Annotated in this window: 17 protein-coding genes; 5 read left to right on the top strand and 12 right to left on the bottom strand. The window is 72.9% G+C overall.

What is annotated here, in order from left to right; genetic code table 11:
- The first annotated feature begins 5 nt into the window (after positions 1-5).
- Complete coding sequence (locus ACH47X_RS12400; RefSeq protein ID WP_397404651.1) at positions 6-1,160, top strand: ferrochelatase; 1,155 nt, start codon at positions 6-8, stop codon at positions 1,158-1,160.
- Positions 1,161-1,199: 39 nt separating this feature from the next.
- On the top strand, positions 1,200-1,949 hold the full coding sequence (gene hemQ, locus ACH47X_RS12395) for a hydrogen peroxide-dependent heme synthase (RefSeq protein WP_397404649.1): 750 nt from the start codon (positions 1,200-1,202) through the stop codon (positions 1,947-1,949).
- Between the two features lie 102 nt (positions 1,950-2,051).
- Here the strand turns inward: hemQ and ACH47X_RS12390 are convergent, their stop codons facing one another.
- The 3 genes from ACH47X_RS12390 to ACH47X_RS12380 all read right to left on the bottom strand — a co-directional run bounded on the left by ACH47X_RS12390 (position 2,052) and on the right by ACH47X_RS12380 (position 5,508).
- Positions 2,052-2,918, bottom strand: coding sequence for a putative protein N(5)-glutamine methyltransferase (locus ACH47X_RS12390; protein ID WP_397404647.1), 867 nt, complete (start codon positions 2,916-2,918; stop codon positions 2,052-2,054).
- A gap of 85 nt (positions 2,919-3,003) precedes the next feature.
- Entirely contained in the window at positions 3,004-4,311 is a 1,308-nt protein-coding gene (locus ACH47X_RS12385; protein WP_397404645.1) for a Glu/Leu/Phe/Val dehydrogenase, read from the bottom strand.
- Between the two features lie 432 nt (positions 4,312-4,743).
- Positions 4,744-5,508, bottom strand: a complete 765-nt coding sequence (locus ACH47X_RS12380) for an AraC family transcriptional regulator (protein ID WP_036967507.1) — start codon at positions 5,506-5,508, stop codon at positions 4,744-4,746.
- 118 nt (positions 5,509-5,626) lie between these two features.
- Between ACH47X_RS12380 and ACH47X_RS12375 the strand changes: the two genes are divergently transcribed.
- Positions 5,627-9,157: a bifunctional proline dehydrogenase/L-glutamate gamma-semialdehyde dehydrogenase gene (locus ACH47X_RS12375; protein WP_397404643.1), complete on the top strand. Its 3,531-nt coding sequence runs from the start codon at positions 5,627-5,629 to the stop codon at positions 9,155-9,157.
- Positions 9,158-9,297: 140 nt separating this feature from the next.
- On the opposite strand, the gene ACH47X_RS12370 is transcribed toward ACH47X_RS12375, so the two are convergent.
- From ACH47X_RS12370 to ACH47X_RS12340, 7 genes are all read right to left on the bottom strand, one after another.
- On the bottom strand, positions 9,298-10,290 hold the full coding sequence (locus ACH47X_RS12370) for a LacI family DNA-binding transcriptional regulator (RefSeq protein ID WP_397404641.1): 993 nt from the start codon (positions 10,288-10,290) through the stop codon (positions 9,298-9,300).
- Between the two features lie 29 nt (positions 10,291-10,319).
- A complete protein-coding gene (locus ACH47X_RS12365; protein WP_397405132.1) occupies positions 10,320-11,918 on the bottom strand; it encodes a GH1 family beta-glucosidase in 1,599 nt (532 codons plus the stop codon).
- A 5-nt stretch (positions 11,919-11,923) separates the two neighbouring features.
- Positions 11,924-12,841, bottom strand: a complete 918-nt coding sequence (locus tag ACH47X_RS12360) for a carbohydrate ABC transporter permease (RefSeq protein WP_142039378.1) — start codon at positions 12,839-12,841, stop codon at positions 11,924-11,926.
- Complete coding sequence (locus tag ACH47X_RS12355; RefSeq protein ID WP_036960838.1) at positions 12,838-13,854, bottom strand: carbohydrate ABC transporter permease; 1,017 nt, start codon at positions 13,852-13,854, stop codon at positions 12,838-12,840. Before ACH47X_RS12355 ends, ACH47X_RS12360 begins: the two co-directional genes overlap by 4 nt.
- A gap of 302 nt (positions 13,855-14,156) precedes the next feature.
- Positions 14,157-15,479: an ABC transporter substrate-binding protein gene (locus ACH47X_RS12350; RefSeq protein WP_036960835.1), complete on the bottom strand. Its 1,323-nt coding sequence runs from the start codon at positions 15,477-15,479 to the stop codon at positions 14,157-14,159.
- A gap of 194 nt (positions 15,480-15,673) precedes the next feature.
- Positions 15,674-17,023: an ABC transporter substrate-binding protein gene (locus ACH47X_RS12345; RefSeq protein WP_397404637.1), complete on the bottom strand. Its 1,350-nt coding sequence runs from the start codon at positions 17,021-17,023 to the stop codon at positions 15,674-15,676.
- 285 nt (positions 17,024-17,308) lie between these two features.
- On the bottom strand, positions 17,309-17,833 hold the full coding sequence (locus ACH47X_RS12340) for a DUF2505 domain-containing protein (RefSeq protein ID WP_142039370.1): 525 nt from the start codon (positions 17,831-17,833) through the stop codon (positions 17,309-17,311).
- A 156-nt stretch (positions 17,834-17,989) separates the two neighbouring features.
- Between ACH47X_RS12340 and ACH47X_RS12335 the strand changes: the two genes are divergently transcribed.
- Positions 17,990-19,471: a sensor histidine kinase gene (locus ACH47X_RS12335; protein WP_121386972.1), complete on the top strand. Its 1,482-nt coding sequence runs from the start codon at positions 17,990-17,992 to the stop codon at positions 19,469-19,471.
- A 98-nt stretch (positions 19,472-19,569) separates the two neighbouring features.
- On the opposite strand, the gene ACH47X_RS12330 is transcribed toward ACH47X_RS12335, so the two are convergent.
- Positions 19,570-19,818 (bottom strand): WhiB family transcriptional regulator, encoded by a 249-nt coding sequence (locus tag ACH47X_RS12330; RefSeq protein WP_026365970.1) that lies wholly within the window; start codon positions 19,816-19,818, stop codon positions 19,570-19,572.
- 287 nt (positions 19,819-20,105) lie between these two features.
- Between ACH47X_RS12330 and ACH47X_RS12325 the strand changes: the two genes are divergently transcribed.
- A complete protein-coding gene (locus ACH47X_RS12325) occupies positions 20,106-20,528 on the top strand; it encodes a hypothetical protein (protein WP_397404635.1) in 423 nt (140 codons plus the stop codon).
- On the opposite strand, the gene ACH47X_RS12320 is transcribed toward ACH47X_RS12325, so the two are convergent.
- A complete protein-coding gene (locus ACH47X_RS12320) occupies positions 20,476-23,517 on the bottom strand; it encodes an FtsK/SpoIIIE domain-containing protein (RefSeq protein ID WP_397404633.1) in 3,042 nt (1,013 codons plus the stop codon). The genes ACH47X_RS12325 and ACH47X_RS12320 overlap by 53 nt on opposite strands.
- Positions 23,518-24,052: the final 535 nt, after the last annotated feature.

The raw sequence follows: 24,052 nt of genomic DNA, 5'->3' as shown, positions 1-24,052 counted from the left end.
TGCGCATGCCCGCGAATTCCCCCCTTCCTGCGGCACACGACGCCGCGCCGTACGACGCCCTCCTGCTCTACTCCTTCGGCGGCCCGAACAAGCCCGAGGACGTGGTGCCGTTCCTGCGCAACGTGACCGCGGGCAAGGGCATCCCGGACGAGCGGCTCGAAGAGGTGGGCGAGCACTACTACGGGTTCGGCGGCAAGAGCCCCATCAACGAGCAGAACCTCGCGCTGAAGGCGGCGCTCGAGGCCGAGCTCGCCGCCCGCGGTCTGGACCTCCCGGTCGTGTGGGGCAACCGCAACTGGGCGCCGTACACCACCGACGCGGTCGACGAGCTGGAGGGGCTGGGGGCCAAGCGCGCCGTCGCGCTCGTGACCAGCGCGTACTCCTCGTACTCCGGCTGCCGTCAGTACCGCGAGGACCTCGCGGTCACGCTGGACAAGCGCGGGCAGCTCGGCCCCGACGGGTCGACGGGCGTGCAGTTCGACAAGGTGCGCTCGTACTTCAACCACCCGGGCTTCGCACAGGCGAACGTCGACGCCGTCGTCGAGGCGTACGCCGAGCTCGAAGCGAACGGTGGCTCCGGTGCGGCCGCGAAGCTCGTCTTCGTCACGCACTCGATCCCGGACACCATGGAGGCGGCGTCGCGCATCTCCCGCGCCACGTACTCCGAGCAGCACCTGGACCTCGCGCGGGTCGTGGCGGCGCAGGCGGCCGAGCGGCTCGGGCACGAGGTGCCCTGGGACCTGGCCTACTGCTCGCGCTCCGGCCCGCCCAGCCAGCCGTGGCTGGAGCCGGACGTCAACGACCACCTGGAGGCCCTCGCGGGCGAAGGTATCCGCGACGTGGTGCTGTCGCCGATCGGCTTCATCTCCGACCACATGGAGGTCGCCTACGACCTCGACACCGAGGCGCTGGCCACCGCCAAGGATCTCGGCATCACCGCCGTGCGGGCCGGTACCGTCGGCACCCGGGAGCCGTTCGTCCGCGGGCTCGTCGACCTGCTCCTGGAGCGGGCGGCCCTGGCCCGCGACGAGGCGGTCACCGAGGCGACCGTGGGGTCGCTCCCGGCCCTTCGCTCCGTCTGCGCACCGGGCTGCTGCCTGCGGCGGGACGGCGAGCCGAGCGGCATCCCGGCGCTGTGCAGCACGGACCTGAACTCCTGAGGTCCGCGGCCCGCCCGCACCCCTGACTGAGAGGCAGACATGAACGACACGCACGTGCACGGGGACACCGGTGCCGAGATCGACACCGCAGCGATCAACGAGGGCATCCGCTACACGATGTTCTCGGTCTTCTCCGTGACCGAGACGCTCCCGGCCGACGCCGACGAGCGCAAGGCCGTCGTGGCCGAGGCCGAGTCCGCCGTCGGCGGCGGCGCCGACCCGGCCGCGACCGAGGGTGACCTCGTCGTCCGCGGCTGGTACGACGTGGGTGGCCTCCGCTCCGACGCCGACCTCATGCTCTGGACCCACGGCCCGTCGATCGAGTCCGTGCAGGGCGCCTACCAGCGGTTGCGCGCGTCCGAGCTGGGCCGCTCCCTGGAGCCCGTCTGGTCGGTCGCCGCGCTGCACCGCCCGGCCGAGTTCAACCGCGGGCACGTGCCCGCCTTCCTCGCGGGCGAGGCGCCGCGTGACTACCTGTCGGTCTACCCGTTCGTGCGGTCCTACGACTGGTACCTGCTGCCCGACGAGGAGCGCCGCACCATGCTGCGCGACCACGGCATGGCGGCCGCTCCCTACAAGGACGTCCGGGCCAACACCGTCTCCGCGTTCGCGCTCGGCGACTACGAGTGGATCCTCGCGTTCGAGGCCGACGAGCTGCACCGCATCGTCGACCTGATGCGCGACCTGCGTGCCACGGAGGCCCGCCGGCACGTGCGCGAGGAGGTCCCGTTCTTCACGGGCCCGCGCACGACCCTGGCCGACTGGGCGGACCGCCAGCCCCTGAGCTGATGTCGGCGTCGACCGGTTTGTCCCGGTCGCCCTCACCTTCGAGGCCTAAGTTTCTTCGCTTTGAGCAGCGCGAAAGCGAAGAAACTTAGGCCTCGAAGTGGATCAGCGCGCAGGGGTCCGGATCGGCCCGGCCCAGGTGGGCGGGAGGGTTCCCACCAGGGCCGTCGCGCCCAGGTCGTCGTCCGTGAGGACCGTCGGGATGAGCCCGGCCGCCTCCAGGTGCCCGACGGCGGCGCTCACCTGGGCCTCGCCCGTCTCGACGAGCAGGTGCCCGCCGGGGCGCAGCAGCGCCGGGGCCAGGTCGATCACGCGGCGCAGGATCGCCAGGCCGTCGTCCCCGCCGTCGAGCGCGGCGTGCGGCTCGTGCTCGCGCGCCTCGGGCGGCATCATGCCGATCGCCTCGGTCGGCACGTAGGGCGCGTTCGCGACGAGGACGTCGACCCGTCCGCGCACCCCGTCCGGCAGCGGCGCGGCGAGGTCGCCCGTGTACGTCTGCGCGGAGAGCCGTCCGGGCAACGCCTCCGTCGCCAGCGCCACCAGGTTCCCGTGCGCGCAGGCCGTCGCCACGGGGTCGACGTCGGCGGCGTGTACGTCGACGTCGTGTCCCGCGGCCAGCAGCCGCGCCGCGACCGCCCCGCCGAGCGCGCCGCAGCCGCAGCACAGGTCGACGAGCAGCACGGGTGCGTCCGTCGCATCGGACAGGGCCCGCGCCGTCGCGTCCCGGACCAGCAGCTCGGACCGCTGCCGGGGGACGAACACGCCCGGTGCCACGCCCCAGCGCCGCCCGTCGAGCTCGGCCCAGCCCACGAGGTGCTCCAGCGGCAGCCCGCCGACGCGCGCCGCGACCAGCGACTCCAGCCGGGCGTCGTCGGTGGCGCCGTCCGCGGTGGCGGCCTCGAAGAGGATCCGCGCCTCGTCCTCCGCGAACACACAGCCGGCTGCCCGCAGTCGTGCGACGAGATGCTCCACGCCGCAAGCCTAGGCGAGGCGCGTCAGACCCCCAGGTCACCGGGGTGGCCTCGGGGTCCGACACGCGCGCGGAGCAGCGGCAGGATCAGGGGTACAGGCCCCGGATCTGGTGCGCCTCGGCGACGCGCTTGACGCCGATCACGAGCGCTGCGTCGCGCAGGGACAGCGCCTCGCGCTGGGCCAGGGCGGAGACCTCGGCGTACGCCGTGGTCATGCGGTACTCGAGCTTGTCGGCGATCTCCTGCTCGGTCCACCAGTAGGTCTGGTTGGCCTGGACCCACTCGAAGTACGAGACGACGACGCCGCCGGCGTTCGCGAGCACGTCGGGTACCACGGTGATGCCGTTCTTCGCGAGGATCGCGTCGCCGGCCGCCGTCGTCGGGCCGTTGGCGCCCTCGACCACCCAGCGGGCCTTGACCGAACCGGCGGTGAGCTCATCGAGCACACCCTCGATCGCGGCCGGGACCAGCACGTCGACGGTGAGGCCGAGCAGCTCGGTGTTCGTGATCGGGTCGGCGTCCTCGAACCCGACGACCGAGCCCGTGCGCCGCACGTGGTCCATGAGCAGGGGGACGTCGAGGCCGGCGTCGTTCCGGATGCCGCCGTACTGGTCGCTGACGGCGACGACGCGCGAGCCCCGCGCGGCGAAGATCTCCGCGGCGTGCGAGCCGACCTTGCCGAAGCCCTGGATGGCGACGGACACATCGCCCAGACCCACGCCCGCCTCGGCGAGCGCGGCGCCCGTGACGTGCACGATGCCGGCCGACGTCGCGGTGCCGCGGCCCAGCGAGCCGCCGACGGCGAGCGGCTTGCCCGTCACGACGGCCGGGATCGTGTAGCCGCGGTTGACCGAGTAGGTGTCCATGACCCACGCCATCGTCTGGGCGTCGGTGCCCATGTCGGGGGCCATGATGTCGGTGTCGGGGCCGATCATGGGCATGATCTCCGACGTGTACCGCCGGGTCACGCGCTCCAGCTCGGCCTGCGAGTAGCCGCGCGGGTCGATGGCGACGCCGCCCTTGGCGCCGCCGTACGGCAGGTTGACCACCGCACACTTCCAGGTCATCCACATCGCCAGCGCCCGCACCTCGTCGACGTCGACGGAGGGGTGGTAGCGCAGGCCACCCTTGCCCGGGCCCAGGCTGACGTTGTGCTGCACGCGGAAGCCGTGGAACAGGACGGTCTCGCCCGTGTCGCGCCGGAGCGGCACCGCCACGTGGATCTCGCGGCGCGGGGTCGCGAGCATGCGGTGCAGGCCCTCGTCGTACCCGAGGATCTGGGCCGCGGTGGCGAGCTGTGCGTGCGCGGTCGCCAGGGCGGAGCCCTCCGCGGGGCTGTCGGAGGGCGCGAAACTGGGCGGTGTTGTGGTGGTGGACGTCGTTGTCGTCGTCACGTGGGTCCTCCGTGGAGAACGGCGCCTTCCGCCTTGCGGGCAGGGGCGCGGGTTGCGCGGCGCGGGGTTTGCGCCTCGGTCTCACCGTATCGCTTCGATGGGCGAATGTGCTCGGCCGTGGGGTGTTGGCCGATGATTTTCCGGTGATGGTGCCATTGCTTGGGAATCAGCGTTCCGTAAGTCGCCAAGCGCAGGGGAGAAGGGCGCCTGCGAGGGCGCCCTTGATGGCGTCACCGGCCGGGCCGGTCGTCACCGGCAGCCAGGGTACGCCGGTCGGGTAGGTGGTCGCTCCACCGGCGGTGCCTCGTTCCTCGGCCCCCACCCTGCGCTGCACCTCCGGCTCAGGCTCTGCCTGTCTGCCGCCTGAGCCTGCGGTTCCGCTCCGGGCGGGTGCCTCGTTCCTCGGCCCCCACCCTGCGCTGCGCCTCCGGCTCAGGCTCGGCGCGAACGGCTTCGGAACGACGACGGCGTCTCGCCCGTCAGCCGCGCGAACGTGCGCGTGAACGACGGCTGGTCGTAGAAGCCCGCTGCCGTGGCGACGTCGGCGAGCGGCACGGTGCTGGACGTGAGCAGGTGCGCCGCGCGGTCGACCCGCAACCGCAGCACGAGCTGGCGCGGCGAGAGCCCGAACACCCGGCGCACCCGCCGGTCCAGCGACGCCGGCGCGGACCCGGCCAGCGCGGCGAGGTCCGCCACCGACGGCACCTCGCCCTGCTCCAGCAGGTCCTCGATCTGCCCGCGCAGCCGGGCCATCGCCTGGATCGTCGCGTCGTCGGCATCGCCCGAGCGCAGGTCCTGCGACACGGAGACCAGCCCCACGTACGCGCCCGACTCGTCGTGCAGGGGGAGCTTGGACGTGAGGAACCAGCCCGGTGCCCCGCCGACGTGCCGGATCAGCTCCAGCTCGCCCCGCAGCGGCTTGTCGGTGGTGCGCACCAGCTCGTCCTGGCTCTCGTAGCGCTCGGCGAGCTCCGGCACGAACAGGTCGACGGCGCGCTTGCCGATCACGTCGCGCCGCGACCGCTCCCGCGTACGGCCCACGAACACCTGGTTCACCAGCACGTACCGGCCGTCGGCGTCCTTGGCGCAGAACATGACGCCGGACAGCTCGTCCATCAGCGCGACCATGGCGGGGTGCAGGGCGGCCAGCAGGGCCCGCGCCTCGGGCCGAGCGGCGCCGTTCGGCGGGGTGCTCATCGGGTCCCGATGCTACGCGGCGGCGGCGCCCGCCCGCGCAGGCTCTTGGCCGAAACCGGTGCGGATCGTGAGTGATCCTGCCAATACACACGAGCCGCACCGGGTGCACCCTGGTGTCATGAAGACCTCTGCCCGGCGCGGGAGCGCCGACACCGCCGACGTCCCGACCGGGGGCGCAGGCGCACCGGACAGCGCGACGCCGCAGGCTCCGACCGAGCCCCCCGCGAAGCCCGCCGCCGACACGCTCGTCGAGGACGCCGTAGCCCTCGCCCGGACCTGGATCGGCGCCGCCACCGGGGCCGACGCCGCTGCCGGTGCCGCCGGCTCGAAGACCGACAAGGCCGTCGCCCGCGCCTCCGCGGCGCTCGGCGCCCTCGTCTCCGACCCCGCGGGCCTGGAGCTCGCCGTCGGCTTCGTCGACGACGTCGCCCGCCCGCAGGACGTCCACGTCGCGGCCAAGGCCCTGGCCCGCCTCGGCAAGAAGGCCGGCAGCGCGACGTTCCTCAGCGCGAGCGATCGCGCGCTGTTCCGCGCCGGCGCCCTGACGGCGCCGGTGCTCCCGGGCATCGTGGTCCCGGCCGCCCGCGCTCGCCTGCGCCAGCTCGTGGGCCACCTCGTGGCCGACGCCGGCAACGGCCTCACCGCGCACCTCGCCCGCACCCGGGCCGAGGGCTACACCCTGAACGTGAACCTGCTGGGCGAGGCCGTGCTCGGCAAGGAAGAGGCGGCCGGCCGCCTGGCCCGCACCATCGCGCTGGTGGAGCGTCCCGACGTCGACTACGTGTCGATCAAGGTCTCCAGCGTCGCCGCGCAGCTCGTCACCTGGGACCTCGACGGTTCCCGCGACCGCGTCGTCGAGCAGCTGCTGCCGCTCTACCGCTCCGCGCGCGACCACGGCGTCTTCCTCAACCTCGACATGGAGGAGTACCGCGACCTGGCCCTGACCACCGCGGTGTTCACCGACATCCTGGGCCGCGACGAGTTCCGCGACCTCGAGGCAGGCATCGTGCTGCAGGCCTATCTGCCCGACGCCCTCGGCGCGCTCGACGGCCTCACCGAGTTCGCGGCCAAGCGCGTCGCGGACGGCGGCGCGCGCATCAAGGTGCGCATCGTCAAGGGCGCGAACCTCGCGATGGAGCACGTCGAGGCGGCCCTGCACGACTGGGCGCAGGCGCCGTACGCCTCCAAGCCCGACGTCGACGCCAACTACGTGCGCATGCTCGACCACGCCCTGCGCCCCGAGCGCGCCCGCGCCGTCCGCATCGGCGCGGCGTCCCACAACCTGTTCCACGTGGCGCTCGCGATCCTGCTGGGCCGCGCCCGCGGCGTCTCCGAGGCGCTCGACATCGAGATGCTCCAGGGTATGGCCCCCACCGAGGCCGCCGCCGTCCGCGACGAGGTCGCCAAGGACAAGGGGCACGTGGTGCTCTACACCCCGGTCGTGCGCGACGAGGACTTCGACGTCGCCATCTCCTACCTGGTGCGCCGCCTGGAGGAGAACGCGGCGGAGCAGAACTTCCTGCACGCGGCGTTCGCGCCGCGGGCCGCGTCGGCCCCGACGTCCGCCATGGACCGGCAGGAGGCCGCCTTCCGCGCCTCCGTCGAGCTGGGTGTGCACTACTCGGCCGGCGACGTCGCACCGCGCCGCCGTCCGCGCACCGCGCCCGAGCCCGTGACCGGACCGTTCCGCAACGCCGCGGACACCGACCCCGCCGTCGCCGCGAACCGCGCCTGGGCACAGCGCGTCACGTCCGCGCGCTCGGGCTACGTCCCGGCGCTCGCCGAGCCCCTGGCGACGTCGGCCCAGGTGGACGACGTCGTGGCGCTCGCCCGCCGCGCCGGCACGGCGTGGGCCAAGGTCGCCCCGGCGGACCGCGGCCGGGTGCTGCGCTCCGCTGCCCAGCACCTGGAGGCCGCGCGCGCCGACCTGGTCGCCGCCATGGTGCACGAGGCCGGCAAGACCGTGGCCGAGGCCGATCCCGAGGTCAGCGAGGCCGTCGACTTCGCCGCCTACTACGCGCAGGCGGCCGAGGCCCTCGACCCGGCCTCGGAGGCCTGGCCGGGCGCCCGGTACACGCCGGACGGCGTCACCCTGGTCACCCCGCCGTGGAACTTCCCGGTCGCCATCCCGATCGGCGGCGTGCTGGCGGGCCTCGCGGCCGGCTCCTCCGTGATCGCCAAGCCAGCGCCGCCCACGCCGCGCTGCCTGGAGATCGCCGTCGAGGCCGTGCACGCGGCGCTGGACGAGGTGGCCCCCGAGATCGGCCTCGACCCGGCCATCGCGCGCGACGTCGCGCAGTTCGTGCGCGTGCCCGACGGCGACCTCGGCCGCCGCCTCGTGACGCACGACGGCGTGTCCCGCGTGATCCTCACGGGCGCGATCGAGACCGCCGAGATGTTCGCGTCCTGGCGTCCCGACCTGCCCGTGCTCGCGGAGACGTCGGGCAAGAACGCGATCGTCGTGACGCCGTCGGCCGACCTCGACCTGGCCGTCGCCGACGTCGTGCGCTCGGCGTTCGGGCACGCGGGGCAGAAGTGCTCCGCGGCGTCGCTCGTGATCCTCGTCGGATCGGTGGGCGACCCGCGCACCGTGACCGGCGAGCGGTTCCGCCGCCAGCTCGTCGACGCCGTGTCGTCGCTCGCCGTCGGCCCCGCGACCGACCTGGCCACCGTGATGGGGCCGCTCACCGAGCCCGCGCAGGGCAAGCTGCTGCGTGCCCTGACCACGCTGGAGCAGGGCGAGAGCTGGCTCGTGCGCCCGCGCCGTCTCGACGCGGTGGCGCAGGAGGCAGGCCTCGGCAAGGGCCGCCTGTGGACCCCGGGCGTGCGCGACGGCGTTCGCCCCGGCTCGTTCTTCCACCTCACCGAGGCCTTCGGCCCGGTTCTCGGCATCATGACCGCCCGCACCCTGGACGAGGCGCTCGCCCTGCAGAACGCGGTGTCGTTCGGCCTCACCGGCGGCATCCACTCGCTGGACGACGCCGAGGTCGAGCACTGGCTCGACCGTGTCGAGGTCGGCAACGCGTACGTGAACCGGCACATCACCGGTGCGATCGTGCAGCGTCAGTCATTCGGCGGCTGGAAGGCCTCCGTGGTGGGCTCCGGCGCCAAGGCGGGCGGCCCCAACTATGTGGCGCAGCTCGGCCGGTGGGCCGACGCGCCCGAGGTTCCGTCGCGCACCGAGGACCCAGCGGGCTGGCTCGCCTGGGCCCGCGCCGACGACGCCCGCGCCTGGCTGACCGAGTTCTCGCAGGCGCACGACCCGTCGGGGCTCGGCGTCGAGTCGAACGTGTTCCGCTACCGGCCGGTCCCCGGCATCACGGTGCGGGTCGGGGCGGGCGCGCCGGACGTCGAGGTGCAGCGCGTGCTGGCGGCGGCCGCACGGGCCGAGGTCGTCGCGACCGTCGTCGGTCAGGAGGTCACGGACGAGGCGTTCGCGGAGTCCGTCGCCGACGGCGTGGTGACCGGCCGGATCCGCGTGGTGGGCGAGGCCCCGGGGCTGCGCGACGCCGCCGCGAGCCGGCTCGGCTCGGTGACGGTGCTGGACGGACCGGTGCTGGCGAGCGGGCGGCGCGAGCTGCTGACGATGCTGCGCGAGCAGGCGGTCAGCCGCACGATGCACCGCTACGGCCACCAGCGCACCGCCTAGCGGTCCGCCCGCTGGGCTCGAGGCGACTGCACCGACGCGGGGTGAGTTGCTCTGCGTAGACACTGTCTACGCAGAGCAACACCCCCCGGATTCGTAGGTGCTCTGCCGCGACCTCGACACGCTCGACCAGCCGAGGCGGGTCAGGCCGACTCGCCCTCGACCAGGCGCGGGGCGAAGACACGTCGCTCGTCGCGGACCGGCCGGCCCGCGACCAGGTCCACGAGCATGCTCGTGGCGGCGCCGACCATCTGCACCACCGGGTTGTGCACGGTCGTGAGCCGCGGCGACGTCGTCTCGGCGATCCCGAGGTCGTCGAACCCCACCACGGAGACGTCGCCGGGCACGGAGCGGCCGCGCTCGGCGAGCACCCGCAGCGTGGCCTCGGCCATCAGGTCGGACGCCGCGAAGATGCCGTCGAGGTCGGGGTGCTGGTCCAGCAGCCGGGCGGCCGCCACGTGCGCCCCCGCGACGGTGAAGTCGCCCTCGACCATCGCGTCGTCGGGCAGGCCGGAGTCACGCAGGGCGTCGCGCCAGCCGGTCATCCGGTCCACGCCCGCGGGCATGTCGAGCGGGCCGGTGATGGTGCCGATCCGCCGTCGGCCGCGGTCGATCATCCGCTGGGTGGCGATGCGGCCGCCCGTCACGTTGTCGACGTCGACGTAGCGCAGGCCGCGCGAGAAGTTCGGGTCGGGCTCGAACAGCCGCCCGACGAAGACGGCCGGCAGGGCCGCCGGCCCGAGCTCCGTCTCGAGCTGGTCGCCCTTGTGGTGGGAGGCGACGATCACGCCGTCCACGTGGCCGCTGCGCAGGTAGCGGCCGACCCGCCCCCGCTGCTCGCCCGGGCGGGCGAGCAGCAGGACGAGCTGGAGGTCCGTCCCGGCCAGCCCCTCGCTGACCCCCGCGAGGGTGCCGGAGAGGAACGGGTCGGTCAGTATGCGCTGGTCCGGCTCGGGCACCACGAGGGCGATCGAGTCGGTCCGCCGGGTCACCAGGGACCGGGCGGCACGGTTCGGTGCGTACCCGAGGCTGGCGACAGCGTCGTCCACCGCCGCCTGTGCCTCGGGCGAGACGCGCAGGCCGCCGTTGATGGCGCGCGACGCGGTCGACCGGGACACCCCGGCCGCCTGTGCCACGTCATCGAGGGTGGGTGGGCCTGAGGTCGTCACGCCGTGCGAACCGCCTTGTCTCCGCCGTCTTCGTCGGTCGGGTACGGCTCGGGCGCCAGAGATCGCTCCGGAACAGCGTTGGCCCGTGCGACCCGACCGTACCAGCGACCGGACGCCTTGACGGTGCGCTCCTGCGTCTCGTAGTCGACGCGCACGAGGCCGAAGCGCTTGCCGTAGCCCCAGGCCCACTCGTAGTTGTCGAGCAGTGACCAGCCGAAGTAGCCGCGCACGTCGGCGCCCTCGTCGATGGCGTCCTTGACGGCGCGCAGGTGCACGTCGACGAACTCCAGGCGCTGCTGGTCGTCCACGAATCCGTCCGCGTCCGCGACGTCCTCGTAGGCGCTCCCGTTCTCGGTCACGTACAGGGCGATGCCGCGCGGTCCCGTGTAGTCCTTCTGCAGACGCAGCAGCAGGCGGGTCAGCCCCTCGGGCTGCACCTCCCAGTTCTGGTCCGTGACGGGCAGCCCGCGCGGGTGCGTGTACGCGCCGTCACCACCCGGGAACGGGGACGACGACGGCCGGGTCACCGGCGCCCCGCCCTCCAGCGGGTGCTCGGCAGGCACCGCGGCGACGGCGTTGCCGTGGTAGTAGTTCACGCCGAGCGAGTCGATGGGCGTCGAGATGATCTCGAGGTCGCCCTCCTGGATGTGCCGCTCCAGCCCGTACTCGCGCACGTCGTCCAGCACGTCGGCCGGGTAGGCGCCGCGCAGGATCGGGTCGGCGAAGATGCGGGTGAACCCGCCGTCGAGCCGGCGCGCGGCGTCGACGTCGGCGGGGTCGTCCGGGTTCAGCGGGTCCTCGACCTCGAAGTTGAGGGTGATGCCCAGGTTCGCGTCCGGCGCCCGCTCGCGCAGCGCCTGCACCGCCAGGCCGTGGGCGAGCATGAGGTGGTGCGCGGCGGCCAGGCCGTCCTCGCGGGACTGCCGGCCCGGCGCGTGCTGGCCGCCCGTGTAGCCGAGGAACGCGGCGCACCACGGCTCGTTGAGCGTGGTCCACACGTCGACGCGGTCGCCGATCGCCTCGTGCATCGTCACCGCGTAGTCGCGGAACCGGTAGGCGGTGTCGCGGTTCACCCAGCCGTTGGACTCGGCCTCGATCGCCTGCGGCAGGTCCCAGTGGTAGAGCGTGAGCCAGGGCAGGATGCCCGCGCCCAGCAGCTCGTCCACGAGCCGGTCGTAGTAGGCCAGGCCGGCCGGGTTGACCTCGCGTCCGCCGGGGACCACGCGGGACCACGACGTCGAGAACCGGTAGGCCTTGATGCCGAGGTCCTTCATGAGCGCGACGTCGGCGGGGTAGCGGTGGTACTGGTCGCAGGCGACCTCGCCGTCGTCCTGGTTCAGGACGGCACCCGGAACCTTCGCGAACACGTCCCACACGGAGTCCTCGCGGCCGTCCTCGTGGGCGGCGCCCTCCACCTGGTAGGCGGCGGTGGCCGCCCCCCAGAGGAAGCCGTCCGGGAAGGCGACCTCCCCGGTGGCGTTGGCCGACGGCGTCGTGCGCGGCGCCGTCGGCGTGTACGGCAGCGCGATGCCCTGGGCGGGGACGCGCACGGCCGTCGGGTCGGTCTTGAAGCTCTGCGTGAGCTCGCGGGTCATCTGGGTCATCCCTTCACGGCTCCCTGCATGATGCCTGCGACGAGCTGCTTGCCGACGAACGCGAAGATCACCAGCAGCGGCAGCGTCACGAGGAACACACCGCCCATGACCAACGAGTAGTCCACGAAGTAGTTCGACTGAAGCGACTTTACGACGAGCGGCAGCGTCGGGTTGCTCGAGTTGAGCACGATCGACGGCCAGAAGAAGTTGGTCCACTGCTGGACGAACGTGAACAGGCCGAGCATGGCCGCCGCAGGGCGCGCCGCGGGCAGCGCGATGCTCCAGAACGTGCGGATCATCGAGGCGCCGTCCACGCGGGCGGCCTCGATCAGCTCGTACGGCAGCGACTCGGACAGGTACTGCGTCATCCAGAACACGCCGAAGGCGGTGACCAGGGCCGGCACGATGACGGCCTGGAGCTTCCCGATCCAGTCGAGGTCCGACATGAGGATGTACATCGGGATGACGCCGAGCTGGGTGGGCACCGCCATCGTGGCGATGACGAACACGAGCAGCGGGCCGCGGCCGCGGAAGCGCAGCTTCGCGAACGAGTAGCCGGCGAGCGTCGAGAACAGCACGACCGCGGCCGAGACGACGACGGCGATGATCAGCGAGTTGGCCAGGGCCTTCCAGAAGTTGATCTGGGTCGACTCGATGACCGTCTGGAACTGGGTGAACAGCGAGAGGTCGGGGAGCCACTGCGGCACGGGGTTGCGCGAGATCTCGACCGGGTCGGACGAGCCGAGCAGCAGCGTGTAGTACAGCGGGAAGACCGAGATCAGCAGCACGACCCCGAGGGCGGCGTAGACGATCCAGCCGGCGCGGCGGGTGGCGCTGCCGGCTGCCTTGCGGTCCCGCCGGCGGGCGGCGGCGCGGGCCGCGCCCTCGCCGGCGGTCTGGGCGGTGACGGCGACGGAGCTCATGCGTTCCCCCTGGTGATGCTCTTGCGCTTCGGCCTGCTCTTCGCCCCCGACGTCGAGATCTGGCGGGTGATCAGGAAGTTCACGACGCCGATCAGGACGATCAGGAGGAACAGCATCCAGGCCACCGCGGAGGCGCGGCCCAGGCTGTGCTGGTTGCCCCACGCGACGTCGTACAGGTACAGGACGGTGGTCATCCAGTTGCGGTCCGGCCCGCCGAGGCCGGTCGCGTCGAACATGCGCACCTCGTCGAAGATCTGCAGGCCACCGATGGTCGACGTGATGACCACGAAGATGATCGTGGCGCGGATCTGCGGCACGGTGATGGAGAAGAACTGGCGCACGCGTCCGGCGCCGTCGATCACGGCGGCCTCGTACAGCTCGCGCGGCACGGCCTGCATGGCCGCGAGGAAGATCAGCGCGTTGTAGCCGACCCACCGGTAGTTCACGATGCTCGCGATGGCGACGTGGCTGGCGAGCCGGTCGCCGTGCCAGGCGATCGGGTCCATGCCGATGACGCCGAGCATCGAGTTGATCAGGCCGTACTGGTCGGCGAAGAGGCGGCCGAAGATCATCGACACGGCCACGGGGGCGACCACGTAGGGGATCAGCACGCCCATGCGCCAGAACGTCGCCGAGCGCAGGTTCTGGTCCAGCAGTGCCGCGATGGTGATCGCGATGATCACCTGGGGCACGGAGGACAGCACGAAGATCGACAGGGTGTTGCCGAGCGACTTCCAGAACGTGGGCTGGGCCAGCACGTCCGAGAAGTTCTGCAGGCCCACGAACTCGCCCTGGCCGCCCAGCAGGCTCCAGTCGTGCACCGACACGTAGGCGGTGTACGCGAGGGGGAACAGGCCGGTCACCGCGAAGAGGATGAAGAACGGCGAGATGTAGAGGTACGGGGAGAGCTTCACGTCCCAGCGGCCGAGCCGCTGGGAGAAGCCGAGTCTGCGCGACTCGCGCTCTGGTGCACCGGACCCCGGTGCTGGTCGTTGTGGTGTCAGGACTGCCATGTCATCTTCCGCCGCGTCATCGTCGGGTGAGGGTCACTGTCGGTGCTTCGCCGCGCCCGGATCGGAGGCGACGGCAAGCGGTGGTGGGGGGTGGGGCGGAAACAAGGGGGCGGCGGCGCGGCCCCCCCGGGCCCAGACCCCCCCGGGGGGCGGGGGGGGCGGCGCGGCGGGGCCGCGGGGGGCCGCCGGGGGGGCGGGGGCGGGGGGGGGGGGGGGCGGCCCCCCCCCCCCCCCCGCCCCCCCCCCCCCCCCCCACCACCGGGTCACATCAGCCCCGTGGGGCTCAGGTGCGGCTCAGGGCGTCAGCCGAGGGCCGCGGCCTTCTCGACGGCCTCGTTCCAGGACTCCTCGGCGTCCTGGGACTTGGTGATGTCGACGCGGTTCAGCGCGTTCGTGACCTCGTCACGGATGGCGAAGTAGTGCGCACCCTTGTACGGGGCACCCTCGATCGCCTGGGCGCGGGTGGAGAAGATCTGGCCCACCGGGGCGTCGTTGAAGAACTCGTTGGTGAAGCCCTGGACGGCCTCGGACTCCTGCGCCTCGATCTGCGACGGGAACGTGCCCGAGGTCTCGAACGCCTTGGTCTGCTGCTCCGGGGCGGTGAGCCACGCGGCGAGCTCCTTGGCCGCCTCGGTGTGCGCGCCGGAGGCCGGGACGGTCAGGAACGAACCGCCCCAGTTGCCGCCGCCACCGGGGAAGACGTCAGCGACGTCCCAGCCCTCGATGCCACCGGAGTTCTGCTCGATCGGGCCGGTCATCCAGGCCGGGCACAGCATGGTGGCGAAGGCGTCGTTCTGGAAGCCCGCGACCCAGTCGTCGCCCCACTGCTCCAGGCCGGCCGACAGGTCGTCGTCCACGGAGCCGACGATCTCGTCGTAGATGGCCTTGACGTCGGCGTTGTCGCCGAGGTCCTTGGCCTCGCCCGTCTCCGGGTCCTCGAACGCGGCGGGCAGCTGGTTGATCATGCCCTGGAAGGTGCCCGCGGAGCTGTCGTACCAGGCGGCGTCCGACTCCTTGACGAAGTCGCGACCCGCGGCGAAGTAGTCCTCCCACGTGGAGTCCTCGCCACCGAGCAGCTCGGCGACCTCCTCGCGGTCGGTCGGCAGGCCGGCCTCCTCGAACAGGTCGGCGCGGTAGCAGATGGCCTCGGGGCCGATGTCCGTGCCGTAGCCGATGATCTTGCCGTCAGCCGTGGTCGCCTGCTGGACCTTCCAGTCCACCCAGCGGCCGTCCAGCTCGGGGTCGGCCAGGTCGGTGAACAGGTCGGGGTACTGCGACAGCTCGGGGAGCCAGTCGACCTCGATGGCCTCGATGTCGGCCAGGCCCTCGCCGCCTGCGGCGAGCTTGGTGGTCATGTTGCTGCGCGCGTCGTCGGTCGTGGCGGCCTTGACGTGCTCCACGGTGACGTTCGGGTGCTCCTTGGTGTACTCGGCGAGCATCTCGTCCGTGTAGCCGAAGTCGTTGAACGTCGCGACCTTCAGCGTGATCGGGCCGTCCTCCTCGGCGGATCCTTCGTCGGATCCACCGCCGCACGCCGTGAGCGCGAGGGCGAAGACGGCGGCACCGGCGGTCGCCTGGAGAGTACGGGCGGCGACGCGCCTCGTGGGTCGGGTACTGCTCAGCACTGGGGACTCCCTTGTCGTGCGGTCTGGGTCCTACGGGATCTTGCGGGTCGCGGTCGTGTGCCGGACGGGCACGTCAGCGGACCGAGGTTGGGAGCGCTCCCACATCTGGGGTGTGGGAGCGCTACCACGCGAACTGATCGTCGCGGTCGCCGCCCCGCCCTGTCAAGGCGGGCAGCGGGCGAACCGTGGTCGGATCACTCCTTGATGCGGAATGCTCCGACCGTCTGCACGGCCTGGTTCCATGCGATCTCGGGGCTGTTCGTCCCGGCGTCGACGGCGGCCAGCGCGTTGTTGACCTCGTCGCGGATCGCGAAGTAGTACCGGCCCTTGTGCGGTGCCCCGTCGATGGACTGGGCCCGCGCGGTGAAGATCTTGCCCACCGGGGCGTTGTTGAAGAACGGGTTGACGTAGCTCTGCACCGCGTCGGAGTCCTGCGCCTCGAGCTGCGACGGGAACGCGCCCGCGGTCGTGAACGCCTCCGTCTGCTGCTCGGGCGCGGTGAGCCACGCGGCCAGCTCCTTGGCCTCGTCGGTGTGCAGGCCGGCCGAGGGCACGGTCAGGAACGAACCGCCCCAGTTACCGCCGCCACCAGGGAAGACGTTGGCCACGTCCCAGCCGGTCACGCCCTGCGAGTAGGACTCGATCGGGCCCATCATCCAGCCGGGGCAGAGCATCGTGGCGAACGCGTTCTCCTGGAACCCGGCCGTCCACTCGGGCGTCCACTGCTCCAGGCCGGCCGAGAGGCCGTCGCTGATGCCGCCGGTGATCTGGTCGTAGATCGCGCGGACCTCGTTGTTGATCGCCAGGTCGGTCGGCTTCTGCGTGGCCGGGTCCTCGAAGGCGGCGGGCAGCTGGTTGACCATGCCCTGGAACATGCCCGTGGTGCCGTCGAACCACGCGGAGTCGGACTGTGCCGTGAACTGGCGGCCCACCTCGAAGTAGCGCTCCCACGTTGCGTCCTTGCCGCCGAGGAGCTCGGCGACCGCCTCGCGGTCGGACGGCAGGCCGGCCTCCTCGAACAGGTCGGCGCGGTAGCAGATGGCCTCGGGGCCGATGTCGGTCCCGTAGCCCAGCACCTTGCCGTCCGTGGTCGTGGCCTGGGCCACCTTCCAGTTGACCCAGCGCTTGTTGACCTCGGGGTCGCTCAGGTCCTCGAACAGCTCCGAGTGCTCCATCAGCTCCGGCAGCCAGTCGACCTCGGCGGCGACCACGTCGGCGAGGTCCGAGCCGTCGCCCGTGGTGAATGCCTTGAGCATCTGCAGGCGGGCCTCGTCCGAGGTGGGGGCCACGATGTGCTCCACCGTGACGTTCGGGTGCTCCTCGGTGTACCGCGCGAGCAGCTCGTCGGTGTACCCGAAGTCGTTGAACGTGGACACGGTGAGGGTGATCGGAGCGTCGTCGTCGCCGTCGGAGCCCGTGGACTCCCCGCCCAGGAGCGAGCCGCATGCGGTGAGGGGCAGGACGAAGACCGCGAGCGTGGCGGCGGCCGCGCGGCGGCGGGTGGCGACGGTCCGGCTTCGGACCGGTCCGTGTTTGGTGGGCACTGGTACTCCTCGTGGTCGGTGCGTGTCGACGTGTGAAAGCGATATCAGAGCACAAACTCGTCCACGTCCGACACGAATGTTCGCTCAGGTTCTAGCACCTCGACGCCCGAAAGCGAACGAGATGGAACGAACGTAAAGTACCAATTGCGAAACGATGTCTGAAATGCCGCGCTCGTGCGTCGAAGGGATAAGGACTCGTCAGGAACCGGCAGGTGTCGCGCGTTCGACGCGGTGACCTGCGCAGTCCTGTCAGGGGTCGCCCAGGGGCGTCCGCTGCGGGACGGCTCAGGCCGTCCCGGTGCGGTTGCCGGCGAGCCAGTCGCGCCCCGCCTCGGCCTCGGTCTCGAGCGTGGTGCGGACGGCGCTGACCGCTGCCTCCTCGATCACGGTGCCGAACAGCGGGACCGTCGCCCGGACGTCACCCGCGTACGTGAGCCGCGTGCCGCCGTCGGGCAGCGCGGTCAGGGCCGCGGTGGCCGTGACCCGGACGGGCGCGCCCAGGATCTCGACCGCCACCGTGCCGGTGCGGCGGCCGTCGGCGGCAGCCTCCCACGCCTCGGCCTGACGGATCTCGAGGTGCGCGCCCACGAACGGGCGGGCCTGGACGGGGATGATGTCGGTGGGCAGGGTGCGGCGCACCACCACGGTGAAGCCGCCCGCCGCCGTACCCGTCACGTCGGCCTGCTCGACGACGCCGTTCACCGAGCCGGTGGAGCGCTGGGCGCGCCAGCGGACGAACGACTCGTCGGCGAGCATCGCGGAGACGTCGTCGATGTCTGCGGGGAACGTCAGGTCCACTGTCAGGTGCACGGGCTTTCCTCCTCGCGCCGACGGGGCATGCCGGTGAGGGAACTCTAACCGACGCGTTGTGCCCGTCGGATCTGAAGCAGGCACCCGGCCCCCGGCGTGCGCCACGCCTCACCGGGCCGTGGCGTGGTTCCGACATAGGCTTGGCGCGTGTCCGCCATGAGTGACCTGATCCTTGAGCACGCCGACCTCGAGCCGGCCGACGTGGAGTGGCTGCATCTCCTGGTCGGCGACTGGCAGGTGGTCTCGGACCTCGCGTTCGCCGACCTCGTGCTGTGGCTGCCGACCGACGACGGGCGGTTCGTCGCGATCGCACAGTGTCGGCCCTCGACGGGCGCGACGGTGCACTACGACGACGTCGTCGGCTCGTTCGCGCCCGAGGGGCAGCGCCCGCAGCTGGCCAAGGCGATGGCCGAGGCGAAGGCGCAGCGCGCCCGGGAGCCCCGCTGGTTCGGGGCGTACGCCGTCCGCGAGGAAGCGATCCCGGTGGTGCACAAGGACACCGCGGTCGCCGTGATCGCGCGGCAGACCAACCTCGGGTCCGGGCGGACGCCGTCGCGCCTGGAGCTGAACTACGTCGAGGCGGCCGACGACCTCGTCGCGATGATCCCGCGGGGCGAGTTCCCCCTGCCGAACGCCGCCACCGGCTCGCGCCGGGGCGCGCCCCGGGTGGGCGACGGCCTGATCCGGCTCAACTCCGAGGGTGAGGTGCTGTACGCGAGCCCGAACGCGCTGTCGTGCTTCCACCGGCTCGGCGTGATCGGCCCGCTCGTGGGGCAGTCGCTCGTCGAGGTGACGGCGGACATGGTGGAGCAGCTCCAGCCCGTGGACGAGTCGCTGCCGCTCGTGGTGATGGGCCGCGCGCCGTGGCGCACCGACATCGAGGCGCACGGGGTCTCCCTGTCGCTGCGCGCGATGCCGCTGACCGACCGCGGGCAGCGCATCGGCGCCGTGCTGCTGTGCCGCGACGTGTCCGAGCTGCGCCGGCGCGAGCGCGAGCTGATCACCAAGGACGCGACGATCCGCGAGATCCACCACCGCGTGAAGAACAACCTGCAGACCGTGGCCGCGCTGCTGCGGCTGCAGGCCCGGCGCATGGACGTGCCGGCGGCGAAGGAGGCGCTCGAGGAGGCCATGCGGCGCGTGTCGACCATCGCCCTGGTGCACGAGAGCCTCTCGCAGACGCTCGACGAGCAGGTCGAGCTCGACGACATGGTGGGCCGCGCACTACGCCTGACGGCCGACGTCGCCTCGGCGGACACGTCGGTCCGCACCGTGCGCACCGGCTCGTTCGGCATGGTGCCCGCGCAGGACGCGACGCCCCTCGCCCTGGTGCTCACGGAGCTGGTCACCAACGCGGTGGAGCACGGGTTCGTGGGCCGTGCCTCGGGCACGGTCGAGATCGTCGTGGAGCGCGAGAACTCGGACCTGCGGGTGGTCGTCGCGGACGACGGCGTCGGGCTGCCCGAGAACGGCGGCGCCGGCGGGCGCGGGCCCGGCAGCGGCCTGGGTACGCAGATCGTGCGCACGCTGGTCACCAACGAGCTCGGCGGGACCATCGAGTGGTCGGCCCGCGAGGGCGGCGGCACCGAGGTGGTGCTGCAGCTCGTGCTGCGCGTGGCGGAGCCCGCCCGGTCCTGACGCGTCCGGAAAAGCCGCGAGCCACGCCTGGGCGGAGGGGGAGTGCTCAGGCGTGGCTCGCGAAGAACTGCTGTGCTGGGTGGTGCTGTGCCGTCGGGTCAGCCGGCGCGGCGAGCGCGCGCGGTACGGCGCTTGAGCGCACGGCGCTCGTCCTCGCTCATGCCGCCCCAGACGCCGGCGTCCTGGCCGGACTCGATTGCCCACTTGAGGCAGGTGTCGACTACGTCGCAGCGACGGCACACGGCCTTGGCCTCCTCGATCTGCAACAGGGCAGGGCCCGTGTTGCCGATGGGGAAGAACAGCTCGGGGTCCTCTTCGAGGCATGCTGCGCGGTGGCGCCAGTCCATGGTCACGTACTCCTTGGAAGGAACTTCCCACCGTCCGGCTCGCCACTAGGGAGCATCGTCGTCGTGCGTCTGGGGCGCGCAGGTCTGGTTGTGGATCGTTTTCCGATCCCTGAGCGCTAGGCGGCGACCGACGGGGGTGTGTTCGGGGGTGTGTGGGATTGCTGCATCTAGGTTCACACGCTCGTGAACGCTCGCACAAGGGGTTACGGCGAAGTTTCTCAGCCATGAACCCTGAGGTATCCGTCACACTATTGTGAATACCCGTCGCACCAGTATCCTAGTTCGTCGTGCCCGTACTGGAAGCCTTTTTCGCGCCTCGTGTCCCGGCGTTTCTTCGTGCCCTCGTGATCGGCGTCCTGGCCGAAGTGATCGGCCTCGTTGCATTCGCCGTGGTGCTACTTGGTGAACTCCTTACGGGCGGTTCCATGTCCGTCGGAGTGAGCCTCTTTCTGGTTCTCTTCCTCCTGGGTGTCGCCTGGGTTCTCGTTGTGTGCTGCCGGGCACTTCTCGCGGGTCGCCGATCCGGTCGCGGACCCGTCGTGACCTGGCAGCTCTTCCAGATCATCGGATCGATCGCGGCGATCGGCAGCGGCGGCGGGCCCGCGGTCGCGGGTGGATGGGCCGCCCTCGTCGTCGCGGTGGGCGTGGGCGTCCTGCTCATGACGCCGTCCGTGGTAGCGGCGACGTCGGGGACGCGCTCGGAGGACTGAGGACACGCGGCCGGTACGGCCGGCCGGGCTCCGGTTCCAGGACCTGGCACAGCACCGGGTCCCCGCGGTTGCACCACGCGGCCCTGCCCGGTGGCCCGCCCGCACCCGCGAGCGGCGCGGGCGCCCCGAGCATGACGTCGGCCGCGCGATCGGTACCCAGCAGCACCAGGCGCGGTCCCATGCGCGCGGCCAGGCCGCCGACCGACGGGCCGTCCGCCGTCACGGCGAACGCGGCCCCCGAGCGCAGCGCGGCGACCGGCAGGGTGCCCCGGACGTCCTCGACGCCATCGACCAGGACGAGGGTGCCGGGGTGGTCGGGCCGGGTTGCGCCGGTGCCGCTGGGCAGCAGGACGTCGAGGGCCCCCGCGTCGTCCGGGTGGCTGGTGCCGGCGTAGCCGGGGTGGTGCAGCAGCGGGGCCAGTGCGGCGTCGTCGCGGGTGATGCCGTGCACGGTCCAGCCCTGGCGCAGGGCGGCCAGGGCGAGCGTGACCAGCGCGGTGGTGCGGCCCGAGCGGGGCCGGCCCAGGATCGCGAGGTGACCGTCCGCCGGGTGCCAGGTGACCGTGGTGCGGCGCTGGGCCCCGGGGTCGTCGCCCAGCGCGAGCACCAGTCCGCCCTGGTTCCGGCGGGTGGCCGGCGGCAGGTCGGCGGACCCGGCTGACCGGGGGAGCGGGGGCAGCCACGGTGGTGGGCCGGGGCGCAGGTCCAGTGACCGTGCTGCTCCGCTGACGGCCTGGAGGACCAGGGTCGCGACGTCCGGGCCGGGCGGCGGCCCCGACACCGGACCTGGCCCCGGCAGCTGCTCGTGCCGCTGCGCCGGGGCGCGGCGGACCAGCGGCGGACGGGCCGCGGGCGCCGCCGTGGCGTGCGCGCACTGGAGCACCACGGGTGGTGCGGAACCCAGCCGCAGCAAGGCGCGCCCCGGCGTTCCGGCCGGGATGCGTGCGGCGGCGGGGTCGTCGACGACGTCGCGCGACTCCAGAGGATCGGTGACCCGGAGCGCGATGCGCGCGTTGACGTTCGCGCGCAGGTCGGGGCCGACGGCGCCGCCCGGCCGCTGCGTCGCGAGCACCAGGTGCACCCCGAGCGACCGCCCCTGCGCCGCGATCCGGAGCAGGCCCGGCAGGAACGCGGGCAGGTCGTCCGCCAGCGCGCGGAACTCGTCGATCACGACGACCAGCCGGGGCAGCGTGCCGGGAGCGAGTGAGACGACGTCCGCCACGCCGTGCGCGGCCAGGACCCGCTCCCGACGGCGCAGCTCCGCGCGCAGACCGGTGAGCGCGCGGGCGGCCAGGCCGGGCTCGAGGTCGGTCACCTGGCCGACCACGTGCGGCAGCCGGCCGCACACGCCGAGGCTCGCGCCGCCCTTGAAGTCGACCAGCACCAGCGCGAGCTCGGCGGGCGACCGGCACAGGGCGAGCCCGAGCACGAGCGTCTGCAGCAGCTCCGACTTGCCCGACCCGGTGGTGCCCGCCACGAGCAGGTGCGGCCCGTCGCGGACCAGGTCCAGGAGCACTCGTGTGCCGTCCGCGCCGAGGCCGAGCGGCACGGGCCATCCGTCGGCGCCCGCCCAGCGCGTGGCGACATGACGTGGCCCGGGCACCTCGTCGACGCTGTGCGCCCTGGTCAGGGACACGGCGGCCGGCAGGCGGGGGTCGTCGGGGCGTGGGGTCGCCCCGTCCGGGTGGCTGGTCGCGTCTTCGGTGCGGATGCTCCTGAGCGCACCGGCCGTGCGACCCAGCCACGCGGCGCCGGCGAGCAGCCGGGCCAGGCGTTCCGCCCACCCCTCGCTGACGCCGACGAGCGGCACGACGCGCGTGGCGCCGTCCGGTCCGGTGATCCGGACCCGCCGCGCGTCGAGGGCCTGCACCACGGCTCGACAGCCGGGCAGGACGGTGCCGACGGACACGACGGCGTCCGGCTGCGTGGCGGGGCCGGGGGTCCCGTCGACCACCAGAACCCGCGGCCCGTCCTCGGGAAGCCAGCGGAGCCAGGACCAGCCCGCGGTCCAGCCCATGGACCAGACCACCGGCTCGGTGTCGTCGGCGAGCCGTACCGAAGCGCCCCGTACGGCAAGGCCCGCGACGAGCGCACGGGCGACCGAGCGGGCCAGGTGCGCGGGCCCGAGCACGGCCACGGCGCCGTCGTGCAGCAGGGCTGCCAGCGGATCGTCCGGCGCGGACGGAAGGCCGGGCCCCGCAACGGGTGCCGCCCCGACGGACCTCGCGTCGCGCGCCCGGGCGGTCGTTCCCGCCTCCCGTGCCGCTGCCCACGCCCCCGGGGAGACCTGGAGGGCCGCGTGCGCGAACGCCAGTTGCCGTGCCGGACCGGGCAGCTCGCGCACCCCGTGCCGTCCTGCGCCCGAGGCCGATCCGCGCTGCCGGGCGGCGCGCAGCTGTGGGGCCGCGACAACCAGGCTGACCAGCGCGAACACCGCCAGTGCAGGCTGGCGCAGCGCCGTCGCCAGGATCAGTGACGCGACGGCGGGCAGCAGCACGAGCGGCCAGGAGAGGCCGCTCACCGCAGCCTCCGGAGGCGGCGTGAGCCAGGCCGCCGGCCCCCGCGACCGGCGGATCGCCAGCCGTCCGCCGCCCCGCAGGCGCACCCAGGAACGGAGCGCGGCCCACGGCCCACGGGCGCCGACGACCGACCCGGCTTCCGGCCCGGTCGCCCGCACCACCAGCCACGGCGCGTCCAGTCCGCCCTCGTGATCAGCGCCGCCGGCCCCGCCGGGTCCCGTCTCCTCCTTCATCCCGACCCCTGCCCCCAGCACCACACCCGGCAGCACCGGCCGCTCGCCGACCACCTGGTCGTCCGTCACCCGCACCCCGTCGGCCGTGAGCGTCGCCCACCGCAGCTCCGGGCGGCGCAGCAGCGCGGCGAGGGGCGCGCGCACGTCGCCGAGGCGCGCCCCGGACCGTACGAGCACGTCCTCGCCCGGGTGCAGGGTCACGCGTACGGCGCCGTCGGACGCCGAGGTAGCAGTCATGTCCTCAGCCTCCCCGCAGCACGGTCAGGGTCAGGGCCCTGACCAGGGTTTCTGTGCACAAACCCTGTTTCCACAGGCCGTTTGTCGCGCTCCCTGGGGCACAACCCCTGGGGGACTGCCCCTACCGGGGGCGGACGAGACGTACGACCGGGGGATGACACGGCCAGGGAAGGATCAGGCCGACGCCCGATGTTCACCCGGCTCCCGGCTCCGTAGGTTCGATGACGCCGGCCGAACCGGGGTCCATACCCGGGAAGGCCGGACCACTTCCGGGCCGTGCACGGAGCTCTCCGTGCCACGTCACCCGGTGCGGGACGCCTCCGGCGAACCGCCCGCAGCACCCAGCAGCGTCATCGACCGAGGAGAATCTCGTGGACACCACCGTGTACGTCCCGGCCGGCCGGCCGGCCCCGGCGTCGGGCCGCCCCCACGCCGTACGGGCCCGTAACCTGACCAAGACGTACGGCAAGGGCGAGGCGATCGTGCGTGCTCTGGACGGCGTGGACGTGGACTTCGAGGAGGGTCGGTTCACCGC

The organism is Promicromonospora kroppenstedtii (genome assembly GCF_044389675.1).
Taxonomy (GTDB): domain Bacteria; phylum Actinomycetota; class Actinomycetes; order Actinomycetales; family Cellulomonadaceae; genus Promicromonospora; species Promicromonospora kroppenstedtii.
Note: the sequence above shows the minus strand (reverse complement) of the source record. Positions and strands in the feature narration are given on the sequence as shown.

What these genes read in the sequence shown, in the direction of transcription:
- ACH47X_RS12355 (WP_036960838.1), bottom strand. Translation starts at nt 13,854, where the DNA reads ATGGCAGTCCTGACACCACAACGACCAGCACCGGGGTCCGGTGCACCA.
- hemQ (WP_397404649.1), top strand. Translation starts at nt 1,200, where the DNA reads ATGAACGACACGCACGTGCACGGGGACACCGGTGCCGAGATCGACACC.
- ACH47X_RS12380 (WP_036967507.1), bottom strand. Translation starts at nt 5,508, where the DNA reads ATGAGCACCCCGCCGAACGGCGCCGCTCGGCCCGAGGCGCGGGCCCTG.
- ACH47X_RS12320 (WP_397404633.1), bottom strand. Translation starts at nt 23,517, where the DNA reads ATGACTGCTACCTCGGCGTCCGACGGCGCCGTACGCGTGACCCTGCAC.
- ACH47X_RS12335 (WP_121386972.1), top strand. Translation starts at nt 17,990, where the DNA reads ATGAGTGACCTGATCCTTGAGCACGCCGACCTCGAGCCGGCCGACGTG.
- ACH47X_RS12365 (WP_397405132.1), bottom strand. Translation starts at nt 11,918, where the DNA reads ATGACCCGCGAGCTCACGCAGAGCTTCAAGACCGACCCGACGGCCGTG.
- ACH47X_RS12360 (WP_142039378.1), bottom strand. Translation starts at nt 12,841, where the DNA reads ATGAGCTCCGTCGCCGTCACCGCCCAGACCGCCGGCGAGGGCGCGGCC.
- ACH47X_RS12400 (WP_397404651.1), top strand. Translation starts at nt 6, where the DNA reads ATGCCCGCGAATTCCCCCCTTCCTGCGGCACACGACGCCGCGCCGTAC.
- ACH47X_RS12375 (WP_397404643.1), top strand. Translation starts at nt 5,627, where the DNA reads ATGAAGACCTCTGCCCGGCGCGGGAGCGCCGACACCGCCGACGTCCCG.
- ACH47X_RS12330 (WP_026365970.1), bottom strand. Translation starts at nt 19,818, where the DNA reads ATGGACTGGCGCCACCGCGCAGCATGCCTCGAAGAGGACCCCGAGCTG.